Origin of the sequence: Sphingomonas sp. (assembly GCF_003248515.1) — a bacterium.
Lineage (GTDB): Bacteria > Pseudomonadota > Alphaproteobacteria > Sphingomonadales > Sphingomonadaceae > Sphingomonas_I.
In genome coordinates this window covers 1-17,595 of the sequence record NZ_QFOB01000022.1, presented here as the reverse complement: position 1 = coordinate 17,595, position 17,595 = coordinate 1, and the positions used below count along the sequence as shown (strand labels likewise).

Genomic DNA, 17,595 nt, shown 5'->3' with positions numbered 1-17,595 from the left:
CCAACGGTTCAGCATAGATGCCGATGTCTGTCACCACCTGCTGCGGACGGATCTCAATCGATTGCGCAGCAAGCCATGGAGGGAAGGGGGAAGGGAAGGAGTGGCCGGTCCGAGGTGGATCGGGCCCATTCCAAGGAGATTCCCCATGGCAACGCTCGCCTCTCCAACCCATGCGCCCCAGGTCTCCGGCGCCTACAAGGTCGATATCTCCCGAGGCCGCAATATCGGTCGCGTTTCGTCCGAATGGTATTCCCGGCCCGACGACGAGAAGTTCCTGTCGCTCGACGACCTCTATGACAGCGTGCGCGCCCGCGCGGACCGTGCCCGAACCCGCATCGTCGAAAGCCGCGACGTGCGTGTCGAGGCCAGCATGGACAATGCCGAGCGCCTCAGCCTGATCGTCCCAGGCGAGGCCGAGCCCATTGCGCCGACAAACTGGTCCTTCGGCCAGTTGTCGAGCCTCGTTGGTGCACCCGCTTCCTATCTGCGTAACCTGCCCGCCGCGCTCGCCGGCATCAACCTTCAGCACGGCCTGCTCAGCCATCGCGGCGAACAGGTGAAGCTCTTGAAGACCCACGAGGGCCGCGCCGAACTACGCGCCGTGACCGGCCCCGACTATGGCCGTATCTGGGACCACGAACTGGTCGCGGCCGTCATGAAGATTGCCGGTAACGGCGTTTCGGACACGCGCTGGAAAGTTCCCGGCGTGCTCGACTGGGGTTCGATGCGCTATAACCCCTATGTCGACGTGACCCGCGACACGACCACGCTCTACGCATCCGATCGCGATGTCTTCCTGTTTCTGGTCGACGACACCCATCCGATCGAGGCGGGCAAACTGCCCAATGGCGAACCTGATCTCTTCTTCCGCGGGTTCTACTGCTGGAACTCGGAAGTTGGCTCTAAAACACTGGGAATCGCGACATTTTACCTTCGGGCCGTGTGTATGAATCGCAATCTTTGGGGCGTCGAAAATTTCGAGGAAATCTCCATCCGGCACTCCAAGTTTGCTGCCAACCGCTTCGCTCATGAAGCTGCACCGGCGCTCGAGAATTTCGCCGACTCCTCGGCGATGAGCTTCATCGAAGGCGTCAAGGCCGCCCGCGCTCGTATCGTCGCACGGACCGATGAGGACCGTGATTCCTTCCTGCGGAAAAGCGGCTTCTCCAAGGCAGATACTGCGAAGATCATCCAGTCGGTGATGTCGGAGGAAGGCCATCCGCCCGCAAGCCTGTTCGATTTCGTCCAAGGGATCACCGCCCATGCCAGAGCGAAGTCCAATCAGGACACGCGGCTCGAGATCGAAGGCAAGGCGCGCAAGCTCTTCGCCAAGGCGAGCTAAGGAGGGCGCCATGCCGAATTTCACGATCGAAAGCACATATCGACTCCCGGTCTTTCGGCACCGCTCCTATGAGGCGCCGACGCTTGAAGCAGCCTGTCAACTCGCCATGGCCGATGATGATTGGCACGGCCAGAAGCATGACCATGAAAGCGCCGGATCGACCTATCTGACCGGCGCCTGGCCTGGAATCGACACCGCCTATGCCGTGGCGGCGCTGCCGGTACCTCCGTGCTTCGCGCAAGAATCGGCATCGTCGGACGCGAGTAGCAACGATCGGCCGGTCCCTGCACCCATGATGCCGCGATGCCGCCATTGCGGCAGTGGACGGATCAGCCGGGATGCCAACGCCTGTTGGGACGAGGATGCACAGGCCTGGGTGCTGCTTGCTACCTATGACAGCCAGACCTGCGAGCGCTGCGGCGCGGACAGCAATCATCTGGTTGAGTGGGTCCCGCTTGCCGCCCCGGGTTCGACCGGTGCGTTTATCTGGGACGTGATCGAAGAACTGCAGGCCCCCAAGCTGGCCAACGACACCGAGTTCCAATTCTTCTGCCGGGACAATCGGAACAATCTGACCGCCGAACAGGCCGCAGCCAGCTGGCGCAACCGGGCTCCGGGCTGACGACTACCACGCCGACTTCACCAACCCATCCCCTTCGTGGCGGCCTCGACCTTCGTCGGAGCCGCCCTTTTCATATCGAAAGGATTCCATCATGAACGCTTCCTTCCAGGTCGTCCTTCAGACCTTCACGATCGACGTCGAGTTCTCGAGCGGCGGCGAGCCCTTCGCCACCGAACGCTATACGGTCGACGCTACCGACTGGTACCGTGCCCAGCGCGACGCGATCGAGATGTCGGTGTGCAGTCCCTACGATAACAGCCGCATCCCGGACCTCACGCGCCGCGTGATCGGTCGATAGCCACAACTCCACGCCGGTTCTCCCCTCACGAACGTGAAGGACTGGCGTGGCCTGTCCAAGGCGAGTTGCTGATCATGATCACCACCAGAAGCCAGCGCTGGCGAGACAGACGTAGCAGCTGGGTGCCCGCCGCCAGCGAAATCGATCCCAGAAGATTTGCCGTCGATGTGATCGACACCGTCACGCAAGCGGCGCCCTTCGTACGCCAACACCACTATGCCGCTTCGATGCCGGTAACGCGCCTGTCTGTGGGCCTGTTTCGTAACGGCGCGGGCGGCCATTCGGAACTCGTGGGCGTTTGCATCTTCGCCCATCCCGTCAACAATGCGAGCGTGCCCAAGTCGGCCGGGCTCAACAATCCGCGCAGCGCCTGCGATTTGGGCCGCCTCGTCCTGTTCGACGATACCGGCGGCAACGCCGAGACCTGGATGCTGTCGCGCGCTTTCAAGCTTCTCCGGCAGGAGAAGCCCGAGATCATCTCGGTTATTTCCTACGCGGATCCGATCCGTCGGATCGATCAACATGGCCAGGTTTTCATGCCTGGCCATGTCGGTACACTCTATTCGGTTATGGGTAGCCGATACACTGGGCGATCGTCGCCCCGCGTTGATCTCATCCTCCCCAACGGCCAGCCCATATCCAGCCGTGCGATTTCCAAAATTCGCAATGCCGAAAGCGGACAGCGCTATGCCGTGGAGCAATTGCTGCAGGCCGGTGCGCGGGCACCGCTGGCTGGCGAAGATCGGGTAGCTTGGCTCGCTGACCTTGAACATGCGGGTTTCCTGCGGCGCCAGCGCCATCCGGGTAACCACGTCTACCTCTTCCCACTAACCCGGGCAGCGAAGATTGCGGCCCACGGCCTTCCCGACCTCCCTTATCCGGTGCTCGATCGCTCGGCGTTGGCGGGCGATGTCACCGCGCTCCCACTGCTGCGCATGGCCGCATGATTGACCCGAGCGACCGGGTGACCCGGGAGGGAAGGGGGTGTGGGCGGGGTGCCGATCAAGAGGATCGGCGAACCGGAGATTTTTCATGCCCGAACATCACGCCCGCGCGCTCCTTGCCGAAGCGCTCGACTTTTTCAACGATCATCCGCGCTTCAGCCTGCGGCGGGACCGGCGGCGGGACAGCTACGAACTGGCCTCGCGCATTGAGAAATATTTGTCTCCTCGGGCCGCCACTACCGATCCCGCAATCGCACAAGCGCGCGATCGCTGGTCGTCCAGCGATTTTCTGCGGATCGATGACGACGAGAACATCATCGCGCGGGATGAACAGGGCGAGTGGGTTCGGGCCTGGCTCCGGATCGAACCGGCGCTGCCGGCCGTGATCGATCCTGTAACGGCCCAGCGATATCGCCAGACCGTCGCCGCCTTGCCGGAGTCCGATCGATCCGTCCTGCTCGCGCATCAGCAGGACGGCCAAAGCATCACCCAGATCGCCGAACGCTTGGCCATCACCACGAGCCAGGTCGAACGGCATCTGGCCGACGCCCTGGCGGCTATCGCGCGCGCAATTGGCACGGACTGACCGACGTCGTCAGGCTCGACGCTCTTCGACCATCGCCGCTCCCACGCATGCCTCCAGATCCGAGGAGATCATCATGACCGCGCTTACACATAACCAGCTTTCCAGCATTCTGGCGCGCGTTCGCGTTGCCCTGGCCGGGACGCAGACAGCCGCCCCCGACCTGCTTGCTGACCTGCAACAGGCCGAATGGTGGCTCGATGCGAATTCCTCGCGACTGGCCGTTGAGGTCCATGTCGCCTTCATCGATCACCGCGAGGGCGGTAACCTCCATGCGGCCCTCGCGCGCGAGACGCTCATGGCCGAGATCGCGGGATTTTGCCGTGAATGGTGGCCAGAAATCCGCGACAAGCGCGATCCTGCCACGTTCGACGACGAACAACTCGTGCAGATCTATTTCGAACGTCACGAAGACGAATATCTCTGGACCGAGCGCATCGCCGTAGAGGGCGTCTTGCCGGAGCCGGTCGCTCCCCTCCGTATCAGGCGCCATATGGTGATCAGCACCAGCCACATAAGGCCATCGACGGCCAGCCTGCTCGACCAATGGGCACCGATGCTCCCCGACGGCCGGCCGTTGTGCGTCGCCGAAACGGGCTATGGCTGGTTCGTCCTCGCCGATCCCATCGACGAAGCCTTACTGGACATGGTGCCGCTAGAGCTGCGCTCCGTCATCGACTTTGCACGGCTGCATGGCTGTCGGTGGCTGCTCCTCGACCGCGATGCCGATTGTACCGACGGACTTGAGACTTTCGACTGGTGATGGGAGGCCGACATGGATCACCGCTCTCGCCGAGCCGAGGTTCGCAACCCGGTGCTGGGTCTCCCGTCCGCGCGTCTCCTGCGTGCAATTCCCGAAGACACTCGGGTGCTGCTCGCCATTCTGCTGTTCGACCTTGCCAAGGATGCGCGCTGTCGTGCGCGCACCAGTTGGGAGAAGCGCAAGGCCTTCCTCGCAGCCTACTGGGCAACGGTCGCCGTCTATGCCGGCCATATTGCACGTATCCTCGCCTTTGAGGGGCGGCGGCGGCTGTCCCGCAAGCCATTCAGAATCGCTCAGAAGGGCTTTCCGGACATAGCCGCGTCCGATTGGGCGGAGGCATCGCGTCTCTACTGCGAACGGCGCGACGCGGTTGGGGAGGGCGCTTCCATATTCCCCGACGCAACCGTCCTGCTCGAACGCGTGCCCGTGGGCCGCATCAGCTATAACGGGCGCATCTGGCCGGTCGGCGAATGGCAGCCCGGCGACGTTCCTCTCTACGACAACCGGACGGAGCGGGCGGATCTAGTCTGACGCCATCCAGGCGGGTTCAGGCTGTGGTTGTCAGTCTTCCATCTCGGCAGTTCAAAAAACAGGCATGGGCTACCTTTCCCGCGCCCGTTCAATAGCCCTGCACCCCAGCCAATTAACGGCGCTGTGGATCGACGACATCCATAACAGACAGCGCCAGATCAATCCTGATTTGCAAGTTGTAGCGCAGCATTCAAGAGGCAAGCTGAGATCGGGCCTCCACCAGTTGGTGGAAGCGCCGCTGAAAGGATGGCGCTAAGCAGGATTACAGGAAGCAGCACGTCACTCCTTAGGGGAAGAGGCGTCGAACGGTTTGGGTTCTGACTTCGCCGCGACACACCAAAATCAGCATAGGCGCGCTGATTTCGTAATTATTCAATCCTGTCAGGGGTTGAATAATTGCTTGTGGGCGGCGGTCGGCAGCCAACCACATACACACCTTTGTCCTGGCAACGAGGGCTGTCGGGATTCCGGGAAGCTGAAGAGGGCATGATGACCAGAAATGGCAGAGTGGTGCGCGCACAAATTGCAGCGGGCGTTTCCGCCGCCGTCGCTTTCATCGGAGGGTATGACCGGGCTCATGCCCAGAGCGCGCCGGCGGGGTGCGTGCTCCAATCGGACGGTGCGACCTATATCTGCTCCGGCGCGGCGACCGCGCAGCAGAACATCAGTCTCGACGGCACCAGGACCAGCGTGACGACCGATTCGACATTTTCCGTCGATACCAGCAGCGGGGGGGGCTTCAATATTACGGGTCCGGGCAGCTTCACCGACAGCAATCAAGCCGATATCACTGGCGCGACATACGGCATTAACTTCGCAAACAACAGCGGCGCTGGTGCCATCAGCCTGATCAGCAACGGCAATATTACCGGGCGTACGGACTTCGCGATCAGTGCCACGAACAACGGCGATGTCACGATCAACGCCGCCAGGGTAACCGGCAGGAACAACGTCATCTCGGCCCTGTCCTTCGGGATAACCGGAAATATCGCGATCACCACCAGCGACCTTGTGACGCAGACTCACGGCGCCCTCCCTGAGGCCCAGCAAGCCATACTGGCGCGGTTGAACCAGGACTCTTCCACGGGCTCGATCACGATCAACGTCGCCGACGTGACCGCCGAAAACCGCGCAATCTTTGCCAGCAGCAACGGCACCGGCGATATAAGTGTGACATCGACCGGCAAACTGACCGGCGTCGGCGACAGTACCCTGGATGTCGTGTTCGGAAACGGGTCCCGCCGGGGCAGCGGCAACGCCACGGTGAACGTCCACGATGTCTCGGGCACTTCCAGGGCCATCAACGTGCTGACACAAACCGGCTCCATAGCCGTGACGGTAACCGGCGCGGTCGTGACCGACAATCCGCCGAACTCGGCCATCGGCGCTAATTCCGACGCCATCTATGCCTCTGCCAACCCGTACACCTATGGCCCCGGCGGCCCGATCGACATCCATATCGCCCGCACCGGCAGCGTCACCTCCACCAACCGGGCCATCTATGCCGCCAGCGCAGGCAGCGGCACGATCACCATCACCAATGACGGCTCGCTCACCCGTACCAACGCGAACGGATCGTCCACCGGCATTACCGGCGTCATCACCGCGATGCAGACCGGGACCGATCCCGGCGCCATCGTCATCAACGCCAACTCCGATATCATGGATCGTAGCGGGCTGGTGGCGGGCATCTACGCCAGCGGCGGTTCGGGCCAGTCGCGGATTACCGTGGCGTCCGGCGTCACCGTTGATGCCGGCTATGCGATCTACCAGTTGGGGAAGGCGAGCGCGATCACGATCGACGGCAGGGTGATCGGCCATGCGCCGAATGACATCTTCGGCAACGGACCGGTCGCAATTCACGCCGAAGTAAGTTCCGGCCAGCAGGGATCGCTCACCGTCGGCCCCGGCGGAACCGTCGACGGGCAGGTAATGGTCAACCGCCTTGTCGGAATCAATGCGGGCGGCAGCTTCGCCATCGACAATGCGGGCACCATCACGCAAACGATCTTCTCGCGCCCGACGACGACATTCACCAACACCGGCACGATTACCGCAACCAGCGGTCAGCCAGCCCTTGAGCTTCATGGACCCAACAGCAGGATCGACCTGCTGGGCGGTACGGTGACCGGCGATATACTGGTAAATGCTGAAGACTTCTCCCAAGGGCCGACGACGATCGATTGGACAGGCGGCAAACTGGTCGGCGGTATCAGCCTCACCTGGTCATCGCCGCCCGCTAACGCGGGATCGCTGTCGGGCAACAACGTCACCATTCATGGAGGCGCGGACATCAGTGCACTCACGCATGTGCACGGTCTTGCAACGTCGGGCGATATTTTGACACTCGACGGCGTCGATATCCGCGGCGGCACCTTCGCCAACGATACGACGAAAGGCGTCAGCTTCGGCACCGACAACGCCGGGGGGTTCGCCACCTACAACCTCACCAACGGCTCGAAGCTGACCCTCAGCGGCAACCTTTACACCCGCTCCACCACGGAAATCGACAAGGCGAGCGCGATTAACATCGACGCGACCTCGACGCTCGCGACCGTCGGGGTGACGGATCCCGTGGAAGCCTGGCAAATCGGCAACCGCGGCAACGGGAACGGCACGTCGTTCGGCCTTGTGGTCACCAATGCCGGGACGCTCGACCTCGCTGCTGGCGGTGCCCCCGGCAAGTTCACCACGATCAACGGCCGCTACGTCCAGACCGAGAGTGGAACACTTGTAGTCGGCGTGTCACCGACCGCGATCGACCAGGTCAAGGTGCAGTCGGACGCAACGATTGCTGGCAAGCTGCTGCTGGCATGGGCGCCGGGCACCTACACCGCCTCGTCGCGCACCTTCCTCACCGCCACCGCCTTGTCCGGTACCTTCGCAAGCATCGGCGCGGCGCCGGGGACGACCGCGCCCGATGGCACGCCTGTGTCGCTCGAATATTCGAGCACGAGCGCAAATCTGGTGATCGGAACGGCAACGCCGACCCCCACCCCAACCCCTACGCCGACGCCGACGCCGACACCAACCCCTACGCCGACACCAACACCGACACCAACTCCTACGCCAACACCGACTCCGACGCCCACGCCGACACCAACGCCCACCCCGACGCCCACTCCCACGCCGACACCAACGCCGACCCCGCCGACAGTGATCGCGCCCAACGCCTCGCATCTGTTCGGCGAACAACTCGCGGGCTTTCTCGTAGGGAACGAAACCAGGGCGCTTGAACTGCTGGGCCGGACCCAGCCCGACGGCGGCGGCAACAGTTTCTATAATCCCGAAATCGGCGAGGGACGTCGCGCTCGCATATGGATGGAGGGAGCCGGTCAAACCCTCGGTGCGGGTTTCCGGGCGAGCACGGCCGGCCTGCAGGCAGGCGGAGACCTCACGGTGGGTAGATCGGGGAGGATCGGAGTCGCCTTGGCCTATGCTCGATCCTGGCTGGATGGCGGTGCCGGAGGAAGCGGTCGCGGCGACGAGATCCACGCCAGCCTCTATGGGGCGCAGCCGATCGGTCCGATAGGCATCTCGGCGGCATTCACCTATTCGCGCGCCTGGAACAGCACCCGCCGCCCCACCGGCCTGGGCATCGCTTCGGCCGACCGGGACGTCACGGCCCTGACCGGTGCCGTGCAGCTATCCGCGCCGATCGCGGTGCGCGGCGCACTGCTCACGCCCGCGATCGGATTTATCGCGTCCCATGTCGAGGCCGATGCCTTCCGTGAGACCGGAGGCGGGCTGCCGGGCTTCGCGGTCTCTGGGCTCGACGGAAAGCGCTCCTTTGTCACGCCCTTCTTCTCGCTTGGATGGTCCCAAGCCTTCACGAGCCAAAGCGGCATCACCTGGGTGCCCGACGCCGAGATCGGCTATCGCCATAGTCAGGCGGCGGGAACCATGGACACCATTCTCGTCTCGGAGGACGGGACCCGCTTTGCCGGCAACCGCGCCAGCCTCGACAGGAATGTCGTGAGGGCCGGTGCGAGCCTCAGCGCACACAAAGGCGGCTGGACAGCCTTCATCACCTACCGTGCGCAGGTGGCGGACGGCTGGACCGATCATAGCGGTCGGCTCGGCTTGCGGTGGGCGTTCTGATGCCGGCCGGTGCTGCAAATCGGCAAGGAGACATTGCAATGTTCTTACTCAGACCTGTGATGGCGCTTTCCATCCTGATCGTCTCGCCGGCCCTCGCCCAGCCGGCACCGGACGTGCGTGTTCCGGCGGACATCGGCGCTGCCTATGGCCGCCTGGGCAGAGCGATCCAGTCCCACGACGCAGCCGGCGTGAAGACGGTGTGGGCGGAGGACTTCGTCGTCAATTCGCCAAACAATACGGTCCTGCGCAGGGACGAGGTGATCGCGGCGATGGAAGGCGACCTGCTCGACTACAAGGACTTCAGGAAGCACATCACCTATGTCGGAGAGCATCCCGATGTCGTGATCGTGATGGGATATGACACGATGGTGCCGCTAAAGGGACCAGGGGCCGGCAAGCATGTGATGCGTCCCTTCACGGACTTCTGGATGAAGCGTGCCGGTGCCTGGATGCTCATCGCCAGGCAGGCGACGATCGCGGCCGAACACTAATCGGAACCATGGGTTGGACGTCCTCTCAAACGATCGGGACGATATGAGCGGAGCACGCATCACCCGGGCATTTCTCTGGTTGGCCGCATTGGTCGGCGGCCCCCTGCTCGGCGCCAAGCTGTTCGATCTGGTTGTGCTCGTGGGGGCATGGGGCGCCAATCCGCCAGGGTCGCTGGCCATGATGCCCTACGGCAAGGCATGGCCCGTGGATACGGGCGTGTTCTTCATCCCTTTTTCGGCGGGGATGTTGATCGCCGGCTTTGGAGCGCTGATCGCCGGATGGCGGACGCCGTGGCGCTACCGCTGGCTTCTCTTCATCCCCTCTCTCGGTATTCTCACGCTGCTCGTGCTGACGGTGATCTCGTTCTGGCCGATGAACGCGGCGCTCTACTATCACGGTGTGGGTTCGCCGAAGGATACCATAACCGACGCGCAATCGATCGTGATGGTCCGGCACCGGGTCCAGCTTGATTGGTTGAGGGTCGCGGGTGCCGCCGCCGCTTTCGTGGCATCCCTAGGCGCTCTGACGCTTCCCTGGCCCGACGAGGTCGCGCCCAAAGACCCTCCCATCGTGCGGGCGATCCTCGGTCTCGTCCTGGCGTGCGTGACGGTCTTCGTCCTGTGGTTCGTGTCGAAACTGTAGGGCGCCGCAAGATGTTCCCCCGCCTTCAGCCTCGGCAGAAAATATGGGCCTCCACCATCCCCGACGCATGGGCTGTCCGGATGATATGCGATGAAACTTGAATGCTTCCTCTACCCCGGCTGGCGCCCCCGCATCCGCCCGGCGTCCCGTCGCCGGGAATGGATGGACGAGACGCCCGAGTCCTTTGCCTATCGCTGCCTGCCGCTGGCGATCGCCAATGCTCATGGCTGGGAGATCGGCAACGCCGTCGGTTTCTCCGCACGCTGGAACGGGGGACGTGATGTGACCGACGTGGAGATCGTGCTCGACGATCCCGGTCACACTGTCGTCGAGGCGCCCGTGTCGCTGTTCGGGCAGGGGACGCTGACCTTCCACGTCGCCGGCCTGTTCCGGACCGAACCGGGCTGGAACCTCTGGATCGGCGGTCCGCCCAACCAGGCGAAGGATGGGATCGCCCCGTTGTCCGGCATCATCGAGACGGACTGGTCGCCTTACAGCTTCACGATGAACTGGCGTTTCACCCGGCCCGGCCACTGGGTCAGATTTGAGCCGGATGAGGCGATCGCCTTCTTCTTCCTGGTTTCGCGCAGAGCGATCGAAGCCACCGAGCCCAGTTTCCACGCGATCGAGGACGCGCCTGAACTCAAGGCGATGTTCGAGGCCTGGAGCATCTCGCGGGACGCCTTTCATCGGCAGATGCGGGAAACCCCGCCGCAAGATCCGGCCGAGAAATGGCAGAAGCTTTACTACCGTGGCATACAACCTGATGGGCAGCCGGGCGCGAGCGACCACCAGATAAAGCTCCGCCCGCAACAGTTCGTCGACCGCGCGGATCCCGCCGGAGCAGCTCCGTCGACAGGTTGCCCGATCAACGCCCGGTCCCCCAGCCCGCCTGGCAGGCCGCGGTAGCGCCTCAGGCAAGTAAGCCAGGCCTGAAAGCATAGAATGAGGAGACCCCCATGAGATCTACAACCGCCGCGATTATTCTTCTGCTATCGGCTTCGAGCATTGCACATGCTGCCGAATCGCCGTCGCAGCCCGCCGAGGCTCAGGTGCGTATGGCGATCGCTGATATGAAAGACGCGGCGGATAACCTGGACGCCGACCGGTTCATGATCTGGTACAGCAATTCTCCCACGCTCACGATAACCTTTGATGGTCAAACGATGCGGGGTTGGCAGCATATCCTCGATCAACAGCGGGAGTGGTGGCGCGACAAGAACGCCGGCATCAGCTTTTCCGAGCAACGACCAGCCGAAATCGTCGCGCAAGGGACCGATGTCGTCACCTCCATTCAGTGGATGACCGTCGGGAACAGGAGCGAGGGCGGCAAGCCGGCCCTGTTGGTCATCACATCGGTCTGGAGGAAGCTTCCCGAGGGATGGCGGATCGTCCTTGCGCACGAATCGCTGGTTCCCTGAGGTACTGGCTTTGCGGCGGCACTGCGCCCATCGGTGCGTCCGAGCTGCTTGATATCAGGACGCGATGGGCATGCTCAGCGATGCGGCGAGTTGGATCAGTTCGGCCTGCCGCTTTGTCCCGGTCTTCTCGAACAGGCGCAGGAGATGCGTGCGAACGGTGCTGCGCTCTACGTCCAGAGCTTCTGAAGCTTCCGTCACCGTGCGACCGATAGCAATTTGCTCGAACACGCGCGCCTCGGCCGGCGTGAACGCGAACAGGGCAGCCGCCAGTCTGGTAGGCGCCACGAACGGCGTGTCAGATCTGGCGACGAAAATCGCCGCCATCGGACCGACGCCCGCCGAATAGCGTCCGGATCTCAGTGGCAGGACATGCAGCGCTCCGGGAGGGGCGGTATCGCGCCGGACGGGAATCCCAAGCCCCTTTCGTCCCATTGTCGCTTCATCCCGGATAGCCTGTTCGACGGCGACCGCCAGGGCTCGCGACACGGGTGCCACGCGACTCTCCAGCTTTCCATCCTGCACACGGAGCAGATCATCCGCAGCCATCAGGTCGACCGCTGCCGGATTGGCATGCACGACGCCCAGAGCCGAGGTTACGAGGAAAACGGGCACGGTCAGGCTGTCCAATGCTCCGGCGAACGTGGATTTCTCTACTGCCGCCATATCGAGCAACCGATTGATGGTCGCTGCGCGTTGCAGATGCGGCAACAGCAATCGAGCCGCCTCGACCTCCGCGTCGCCGATAGGCCCAGCCTCGAGATGCCGGCCAAGCGACAATGATCCCACCGCGCGCTCATCGCGCGCCAGCGCGAGCGTCATGGCGTCGGCCAGTCCCTGGGGACGCGCCCATTCAAGGACATAACGGTTCGTACTCGTCGCAGGATTCACCATTCGTGGATTGATCCGGCTCAGCACGATGGGTTCGTCCATTGGAAGCGCCTGGATCTCCGCGGGGGTTCCGACGAGCTCCACGATATCGGAACCATAGTCCGGCATCCGCATCACATATTCGGCGGGAATATTGGTGGCGACGTTGACGAGCACGTCACCTCTGGGAAGCGATTGCAGTCCAAACACCGCGTTCTCGAATCGAAGTGAAATGCGGATTGCCTCGATGCTTTCCCGCCACCGACCCGGATCGATCGCCGCGTCGTAGATCAGTCCTACCAGCTCGGAAAACGCCGCAGTCGTAACGGAAGGAATCACGCAAATACTCCCTGGCTTCAGCCGCAAGAACCGTGACGCACAATAGTCCCGAACGTTTCCACCAGTTGATGGACGCGAGCCAGACGCCACCATGTCATATGTTTCTGTCTATTGCTCGGGGAATGGCGACGCATCCGTCGTTTAGCATTCGCTGACTCTCCCCACGCCTGAGAGTTCCGTCCACCGCGACGTCCTATTCTCCACTTCCTGCGTGACGCCCTGACCGGAGGGAAGGGGGAGGGAGACGGTCGCGCCGGGCAGGGTCTGGCGCGCCGCTGCGGTTCAATGCGCGCGGCCCATCCCCTTCCGACTTCAAGGATATCGCAATGGACGTCATCGTCTCCCGGTCCCGCATCGCGGGAACCATCCCCTTCTATCACTATCGCGGACTGGTGCCGTTGAGCGAGGTGGCCCTCGAAAGGCGCCAGCGCTGTGTCATCCTTCGTGCGATGCTGGGCACCGTGCGGGTGCCCGCGACACGCTTCGCAGATGTCATCGCGCCCGACACCTGGTTCGAGCGCAATCTCGCTATCCCCTGCGGATTGGCAGGCCGTCTCACCTTGGTCGCAAAGCGCATCGAGGCGCTGGTCATTCGTTCGGTTTTCCCGGAGATGACCAGCTACTTACCGCCTCTTTCCTTCGCTTTGGATCATGATCCGGGCGAGGCGAGCTACCGGATCGCGATCGCCGACCTCAACGCCTGCTTCGATCGCTTCGCGCCCGGCATCGACACACTGATGGCAGCGGATCTCGGTCTCTTCCAGGGCTTTGACCGCCATGTCGCGTGATCCCGCTGAGGCGCACGCGACCGCCTACGGCGAAGCCAGCCTCGAAACCGCCGCCTGCCTGTGGGAGGCCGTTCTCGACCTGCGTGACAATCCACGCTCCGATCCCGATTCAATCGGTTTGGCCCTGATGATCCGAAAGGCATGCGATGCGTTGGGCACCGCCTCGCTACGGCTGATGGTCGTACGCTGGACGCAAGCGGTCGAGGCTGCCTGGCGGGACGTCGAGGATGACTATGCCCTCTGCTTCGACTGGGATTTCGTTCCCGGCTGGATCATCGACCATGTCGACTGGTCCAGCCCGATGATGCCGGCCATCCTGTCGAGGGGAGGGGGAAGGGATGCAGGCGCGGCGGCGGAATGGCCCTCCGCCGAACAGGAGCTGCTCCCATGATCTTTCCATCTACCATCCGCCCGGCAGTCGGCCAGACGCTGATCTCCAAGGTCTCGCGCCTCTACAACGGAACGGTGGCCGACGTGCTCCACGAATTGTTCCAGAATGCACGCCGCGCCGGAGCCAAAGGCATTCATGTCGCCGTTTACAATCTGCCCGAAGGTCCGGCGCTATCCGTCTATGACGATGGCCGTGGCATAAACGACCCAGTCAAACTGCTGACGCTCGGCGACTCGGGCTGGAACGCCGATATTCTGGACCGGGAAGATCCCGCCGGCATGGGCGTCTTCAGCCTTGCCGGCCGGGATGTTCGGGTCCGCTCCTGGTCGCCCGACGCCGGGCGGGGATGGGCGATTCATATCCCGGCCGATGGCTGGGAAGGAGCCGTGCCGCTTGCGATCGAGCCTTGTGGCATTGTCCGCGGCACCGAGTTTCAGATCCAGCTGCCACCTGCCTGGGAGAAGCAACTCGACGCAGCGCTGCGAACCGCCGCCCATTTCTTCCCGCTGCCCGTCCACTATGCCGGCGGCGAATTGCCGCGCGCGGATTTTCTTGCCGGCGCCTGCCGGATCGAGGATTGGGAAGGCTGCCGCATCGGTGTCTTCCATGACGGCACCCATGAGGCCACGCACAGTCACCGGATCAATTTCCACGGCGTGACAGTGCCTTGCCAGCTTCCCACCCTGAGCGAAATCGGCGATCCCCATAACTGGCGGGTGCGGGTCGATATCGGCGAGGCACCAGCCCTGCAGCTTGTACTGCCTGCCCGCAAGGAAATGGTGGAAAATGAGGCGCTGTGCCGTCTCAGAGAAGCAGCCGAGACCGCTCTTTACCGGGCGGTGGCGCTCGAGGCCTCTCACCGCCTTCCCTATAAGGCCTGGGCGCGTGCCCGTGATCTCGGCGTAGACCTTCGCGAAGCCGAGTGCTGGCTCCGCGCCTGGCAACCGAACGTCGCCGATACGGACAACAGATATATGGGCGAACCGGTTCGATCGGGGCCGATGATCATCATGGCCGAGCATGAGCCGGATGTTGAGCAGGCACTCGATCACGCGCTCAAGAAGCAGTCTCCTCTTGGCGCCGTGCTCGTTCATGAGGAACGCGGTCTAGAAGGTTATCGCTGGTATGATGCCCTTCCACGTCTCGTCTCCTGCGCCTTCGTCATGAATCGCGACGGCGTTTCATATCGCTATGCCGACGATGTCGCCTTGCCTGAGGATTTCCTGTCCGGGCCGGTCGACGCGCTGACCGCAGAGATCGTTCTGCATCCCGGTGCCGTCGGCGCCTCCCAGGCCATCGTCCATAGTCTGCCGGCCGAGATGCTGGCCTGTAATAATGCCGCATGGTCACTCGACGAGGCGACCATCCTCTTCGACAGCTCAGCGGACGTTCAGCCGGGGGCACTCGCCGACCTGATCTATGCGAGCCTCTTTTGCGACTCCGATGATCATGAGAGTGACAGCTGGGACACGCAGTCGCTTGCATTCCAGCGGCAGGCCCTCAACCTCGCCAATGAACTGTTGCTCGGCGAGGACGAAGCACTCCTTGCCCAGTTGCGCGCGGCGGTCTTCGAACATGTCCAGTGGCTTATCCCGGCAGGGCGCTCCCTGACGGTCAGCGCAGACCGCAACGCCCTCTCGCTCACCCTCGCCCAAGCCGCCTGAGGCGATCACCGCGCAACGCCTCTTCGCCCGTCACCAAGGGAGAATTACCATGCGCCGTTCCGCGCTCCTTGTCTGTTCGTCCGCCCACCTGCCGGCGGCTGAGCGTGACCATATCGATCACCTGATCGCCACCGCATCCCGCGGTGAGGACGGGCGTATCGATGTCGGCCATCCTGATCTCGTGATCGAGCCCTACGCCTATGGCTTCTTCGTCCACACCTGTGTGGTGGGATGCGGTGCCGAACGAACCGACGACATCAGTCCCGAATTCTGGGCGATACTCGCAACGGCATTCGATAGCGACATCTCCTGGGTCCTGTTCGATCGCGACGAGCCTGTGTCGCCCGCACTTCCTGTCTTTCCTGATCCCGAAACACGCGAGGAGCATCTGTCATGATCGCCGCCACCCCGACACCGAGCCGATCATCCACGCCAGCAACGCTCGCGACCTATGACCGTGCCTATGCGGTCGCGGTTCAGAAGCGGCGCGAAACCGGACGGCCCCAATTCGTGCTGCGCACCGGCGATGCGCTCCAGCCCTTCCGGGTCTCCGCCACCGGGCCGAAGCGGGACCAGTCGCTGATGACCCTCATTGCCTGATGGAAGAGCTCCACGCTGCCACCGGCTCCGCCACAGCCAGAGAGGAACAGCAAATGATCCACAGCGACCCGTCTCCGTCCAGCGCGGGGACCGAGCCACCGGCACCGAAGGACGTGTCCTATCTCGAGCTTGCCGAAGACGAATTCCTCGATCGCTTTCGTCCGGTTCCGAATCCTCTTTCGGACACGGCCGGGTTCGATTTCGGGGAAGGCGGGTGCCTGTTCGAGGCCTCGGGCGCCGAACTCGCTTTCATCCGCGTGCAGCCTCCCGCAAGGGTCTGGACGATCGTCGAGGGTGACGACGGCCTGGAGATCACGGACGGCATGCATGTCGTCAATCGTCTCGGCTACCTCGTGACCGAGCGGTGCTGCCCCTCGAACATGACCGTCAGCGTCCCGCTCGACCCCTGAACCCCCTTTGCCGTTACACGCGCCAGCGTCCGGCAAATCCTTCGGGCAACCTCTTCCGGAGAACGACCATGTCTGCACTGATGCGCACGTCGCCAGCGCCCGCGAACGACGATGCCTGCCGTTCCGGCCTGTTCGGCGTTCCAGTGGTCGCCGCCTGGGGCATGGGCGTCGACAGCACAGCGATGATCATCGAATGGGTCAGCCGAGGCCTGCCCCTGTCGGCCGTCTTGACCGCGGACACGGGCATCGAGCGCGAGGAAACCTATGCCTATCAGCCGATCTTCCAGCGCTGGATGGACCGACATCATATCGAACATCATATCGTGCGCTATGTGCCCAAGCGCTTCAAGCACTGGCCGCCCTACTTTTCACTGCTCGAGAACTGCCTCACCAATGCAACGCTGCCCTCGATCAGTTTCGGGCGCCATTCATGCAGTCAAAAATGGAAAATTCAGCCGCAAGATCAATGGGTTGCCAGTTGGTCTCCAGCACAGGAAATATGGGCTCGCGGTGGGCGGGTTGTCAAGCTCATCGGCTATGACAATTCGCCTGCCGACAGCCGCCGCTATGCCCATCGCGAAGGCCATGTCAGCGACCTGTACGATTATCGCTATCCTTTGCGCGAATGGGAATGGGACCGGGAAGCCTGCATCGCCCGTATCCGTGCCGAAGGGTTGCCGGTGCCGATAAAATCAGCTTGCTGGCTGTTATGTTTGCAGATGGTGTCTCGTCTCACCGCAACCCTTTATTTATGGGCTACAAAATTATCCGCCGTTTGAGACGATCCGAGGCCATTG

At 62.9% G+C, this 17,595-nt stretch carries 21 protein-coding genes; 20 read left to right on the top strand and 1 reads right to left on the bottom strand.

What is annotated here, in order from left to right; translation table 11 throughout:
- The first annotated feature begins 145 nt into the window (after positions 1 to 145).
- From DI605_RS20510 to DI605_RS20450, 13 genes are all read left to right on the top strand, one after another.
- The gene (locus DI605_RS20510; protein WP_293977512.1) at positions 146 to 1,342 is read left to right on the top strand and encodes a DUF932 domain-containing protein; all 1,197 of its coding nucleotides are present in this window, start codon (positions 146 to 148) and stop codon (positions 1,340 to 1,342) included.
- 10 nt (positions 1,343 to 1,352) lie between these two features.
- Entirely contained in the window at positions 1,353 to 1,964 is a 612-nt protein-coding gene (locus DI605_RS20505; protein WP_293977510.1) for a hypothetical protein, read from the top strand.
- Positions 1,965 to 2,055: 91 nt separating this feature from the next.
- Positions 2,056 to 2,262 carry a hypothetical protein gene (locus DI605_RS20500; protein ID WP_293977508.1) on the top strand — a complete coding sequence of 69 codons (207 nt, stop codon included), beginning with the start codon at positions 2,056 to 2,058 and terminating at the stop codon, positions 2,260 to 2,262.
- Positions 2,263 to 2,336: 74 nt separating this feature from the next.
- Entirely contained in the window at positions 2,337 to 3,209 is an 873-nt protein-coding gene (locus tag DI605_RS20495; protein ID WP_293977506.1) for a hypothetical protein, read from the top strand.
- Between the two features lie 85 nt (positions 3,210 to 3,294).
- The gene (locus DI605_RS20490) at positions 3,295 to 3,792 is read left to right on the top strand and encodes a sigma factor-like helix-turn-helix DNA-binding protein (protein WP_293977505.1); all 498 of its coding nucleotides are present in this window, start codon (positions 3,295 to 3,297) and stop codon (positions 3,790 to 3,792) included.
- 73 nt (positions 3,793 to 3,865) lie between these two features.
- Positions 3,866 to 4,552, top strand: coding sequence for a hypothetical protein (locus DI605_RS20485; RefSeq protein ID WP_293977503.1), 687 nt, complete (start codon positions 3,866 to 3,868; stop codon positions 4,550 to 4,552).
- 12 nt (positions 4,553 to 4,564) lie between these two features.
- Positions 4,565 to 5,083, top strand: a complete 519-nt coding sequence (locus DI605_RS20480; RefSeq protein ID WP_293977501.1) for a hypothetical protein — start codon at positions 4,565 to 4,567, stop codon at positions 5,081 to 5,083.
- A 64-nt stretch (positions 5,084 to 5,147) separates the two neighbouring features.
- Positions 5,148 to 5,339, top strand: a complete 192-nt coding sequence (locus DI605_RS20475) for a hypothetical protein (RefSeq protein ID WP_293977499.1) — start codon at positions 5,148 to 5,150, stop codon at positions 5,337 to 5,339.
- Positions 5,340 to 5,572: 233 nt separating this feature from the next.
- Positions 5,573 to 9,184, top strand: coding sequence for an autotransporter outer membrane beta-barrel domain-containing protein (locus DI605_RS20470; RefSeq protein ID WP_293977497.1), 3,612 nt, complete (start codon positions 5,573 to 5,575; stop codon positions 9,182 to 9,184).
- A 38-nt stretch (positions 9,185 to 9,222) separates the two neighbouring features.
- A complete protein-coding gene (locus DI605_RS20465; RefSeq protein WP_293977495.1) occupies positions 9,223 to 9,675 on the top strand; it encodes a nuclear transport factor 2 family protein in 453 nt (150 codons plus the stop codon).
- Positions 9,676 to 9,718: 43 nt separating this feature from the next.
- Positions 9,719 to 10,318: a DUF1772 domain-containing protein gene (locus tag DI605_RS20460; RefSeq protein ID WP_293977493.1), complete on the top strand. Its 600-nt coding sequence runs from the start codon at positions 9,719 to 9,721 to the stop codon at positions 10,316 to 10,318.
- A 90-nt stretch (positions 10,319 to 10,408) separates the two neighbouring features.
- Positions 10,409 to 11,227 (top strand): DUF6065 family protein, encoded by an 819-nt coding sequence (locus DI605_RS20455; RefSeq protein WP_293977491.1) that lies wholly within the window; start codon positions 10,409 to 10,411, stop codon positions 11,225 to 11,227.
- 50 nt (positions 11,228 to 11,277) lie between these two features.
- Complete coding sequence (locus DI605_RS20450; RefSeq protein WP_293977489.1) at positions 11,278 to 11,739, top strand: nuclear transport factor 2 family protein; 462 nt, start codon at positions 11,278 to 11,280, stop codon at positions 11,737 to 11,739.
- Positions 11,740 to 11,793: 54 nt separating this feature from the next.
- Here the strand turns inward: DI605_RS20450 and DI605_RS20445 are convergent, their stop codons facing one another.
- A complete protein-coding gene (locus tag DI605_RS20445; RefSeq protein WP_293977487.1) occupies positions 11,794 to 12,945 on the bottom strand; it encodes a helix-turn-helix transcriptional regulator in 1,152 nt (383 codons plus the stop codon).
- 326 nt (positions 12,946 to 13,271) lie between these two features.
- Between DI605_RS20445 and DI605_RS20440 the strand changes: the two genes are divergently transcribed.
- The 7 genes from DI605_RS20440 to DI605_RS20410 all read left to right on the top strand — a co-directional run bounded on the left by DI605_RS20440 (position 13,272) and on the right by DI605_RS20410 (position 17,577).
- A complete protein-coding gene (locus tag DI605_RS20440) occupies positions 13,272 to 13,733 on the top strand; it encodes a hypothetical protein (protein WP_293977486.1) in 462 nt (153 codons plus the stop codon).
- Positions 13,723 to 14,124, top strand: coding sequence for a hypothetical protein (locus DI605_RS20435; protein WP_293977485.1), 402 nt, complete (start codon positions 13,723 to 13,725; stop codon positions 14,122 to 14,124). Before DI605_RS20440 ends, DI605_RS20435 begins: the two co-directional genes overlap by 11 nt.
- Positions 14,121 to 15,788 carry an ATP-binding protein gene (locus tag DI605_RS20430; RefSeq protein WP_293977484.1) on the top strand — a complete coding sequence of 556 codons (1,668 nt, stop codon included), beginning with the start codon at positions 14,121 to 14,123 and terminating at the stop codon, positions 15,786 to 15,788. Before DI605_RS20435 ends, DI605_RS20430 begins: the two co-directional genes overlap by 4 nt.
- 49 nt (positions 15,789 to 15,837) lie before the next feature.
- Complete coding sequence (locus DI605_RS20425) at positions 15,838 to 16,185, top strand: hypothetical protein (protein WP_293977483.1); 348 nt, start codon at positions 15,838 to 15,840, stop codon at positions 16,183 to 16,185.
- The gene (locus tag DI605_RS20420; RefSeq protein ID WP_293977482.1) at positions 16,182 to 16,388 is read left to right on the top strand and encodes a hypothetical protein; all 207 of its coding nucleotides are present in this window, start codon (positions 16,182 to 16,184) and stop codon (positions 16,386 to 16,388) included. The genes DI605_RS20425 and DI605_RS20420 overlap by 4 nt, the downstream gene beginning before the upstream one ends.
- A 53-nt stretch (positions 16,389 to 16,441) precedes the next feature.
- Complete coding sequence (locus DI605_RS20415) at positions 16,442 to 16,798, top strand: hypothetical protein (protein WP_293977481.1); 357 nt, start codon at positions 16,442 to 16,444, stop codon at positions 16,796 to 16,798.
- Positions 16,799 to 16,866: 68 nt separating this feature from the next.
- Positions 16,867 to 17,577 carry a hypothetical protein gene (locus DI605_RS20410; protein WP_293977479.1) on the top strand — a complete coding sequence of 237 codons (711 nt, stop codon included), beginning with the start codon at positions 16,867 to 16,869 and terminating at the stop codon, positions 17,575 to 17,577.
- Positions 17,578 to 17,595: the final 18 nt, after the last annotated feature.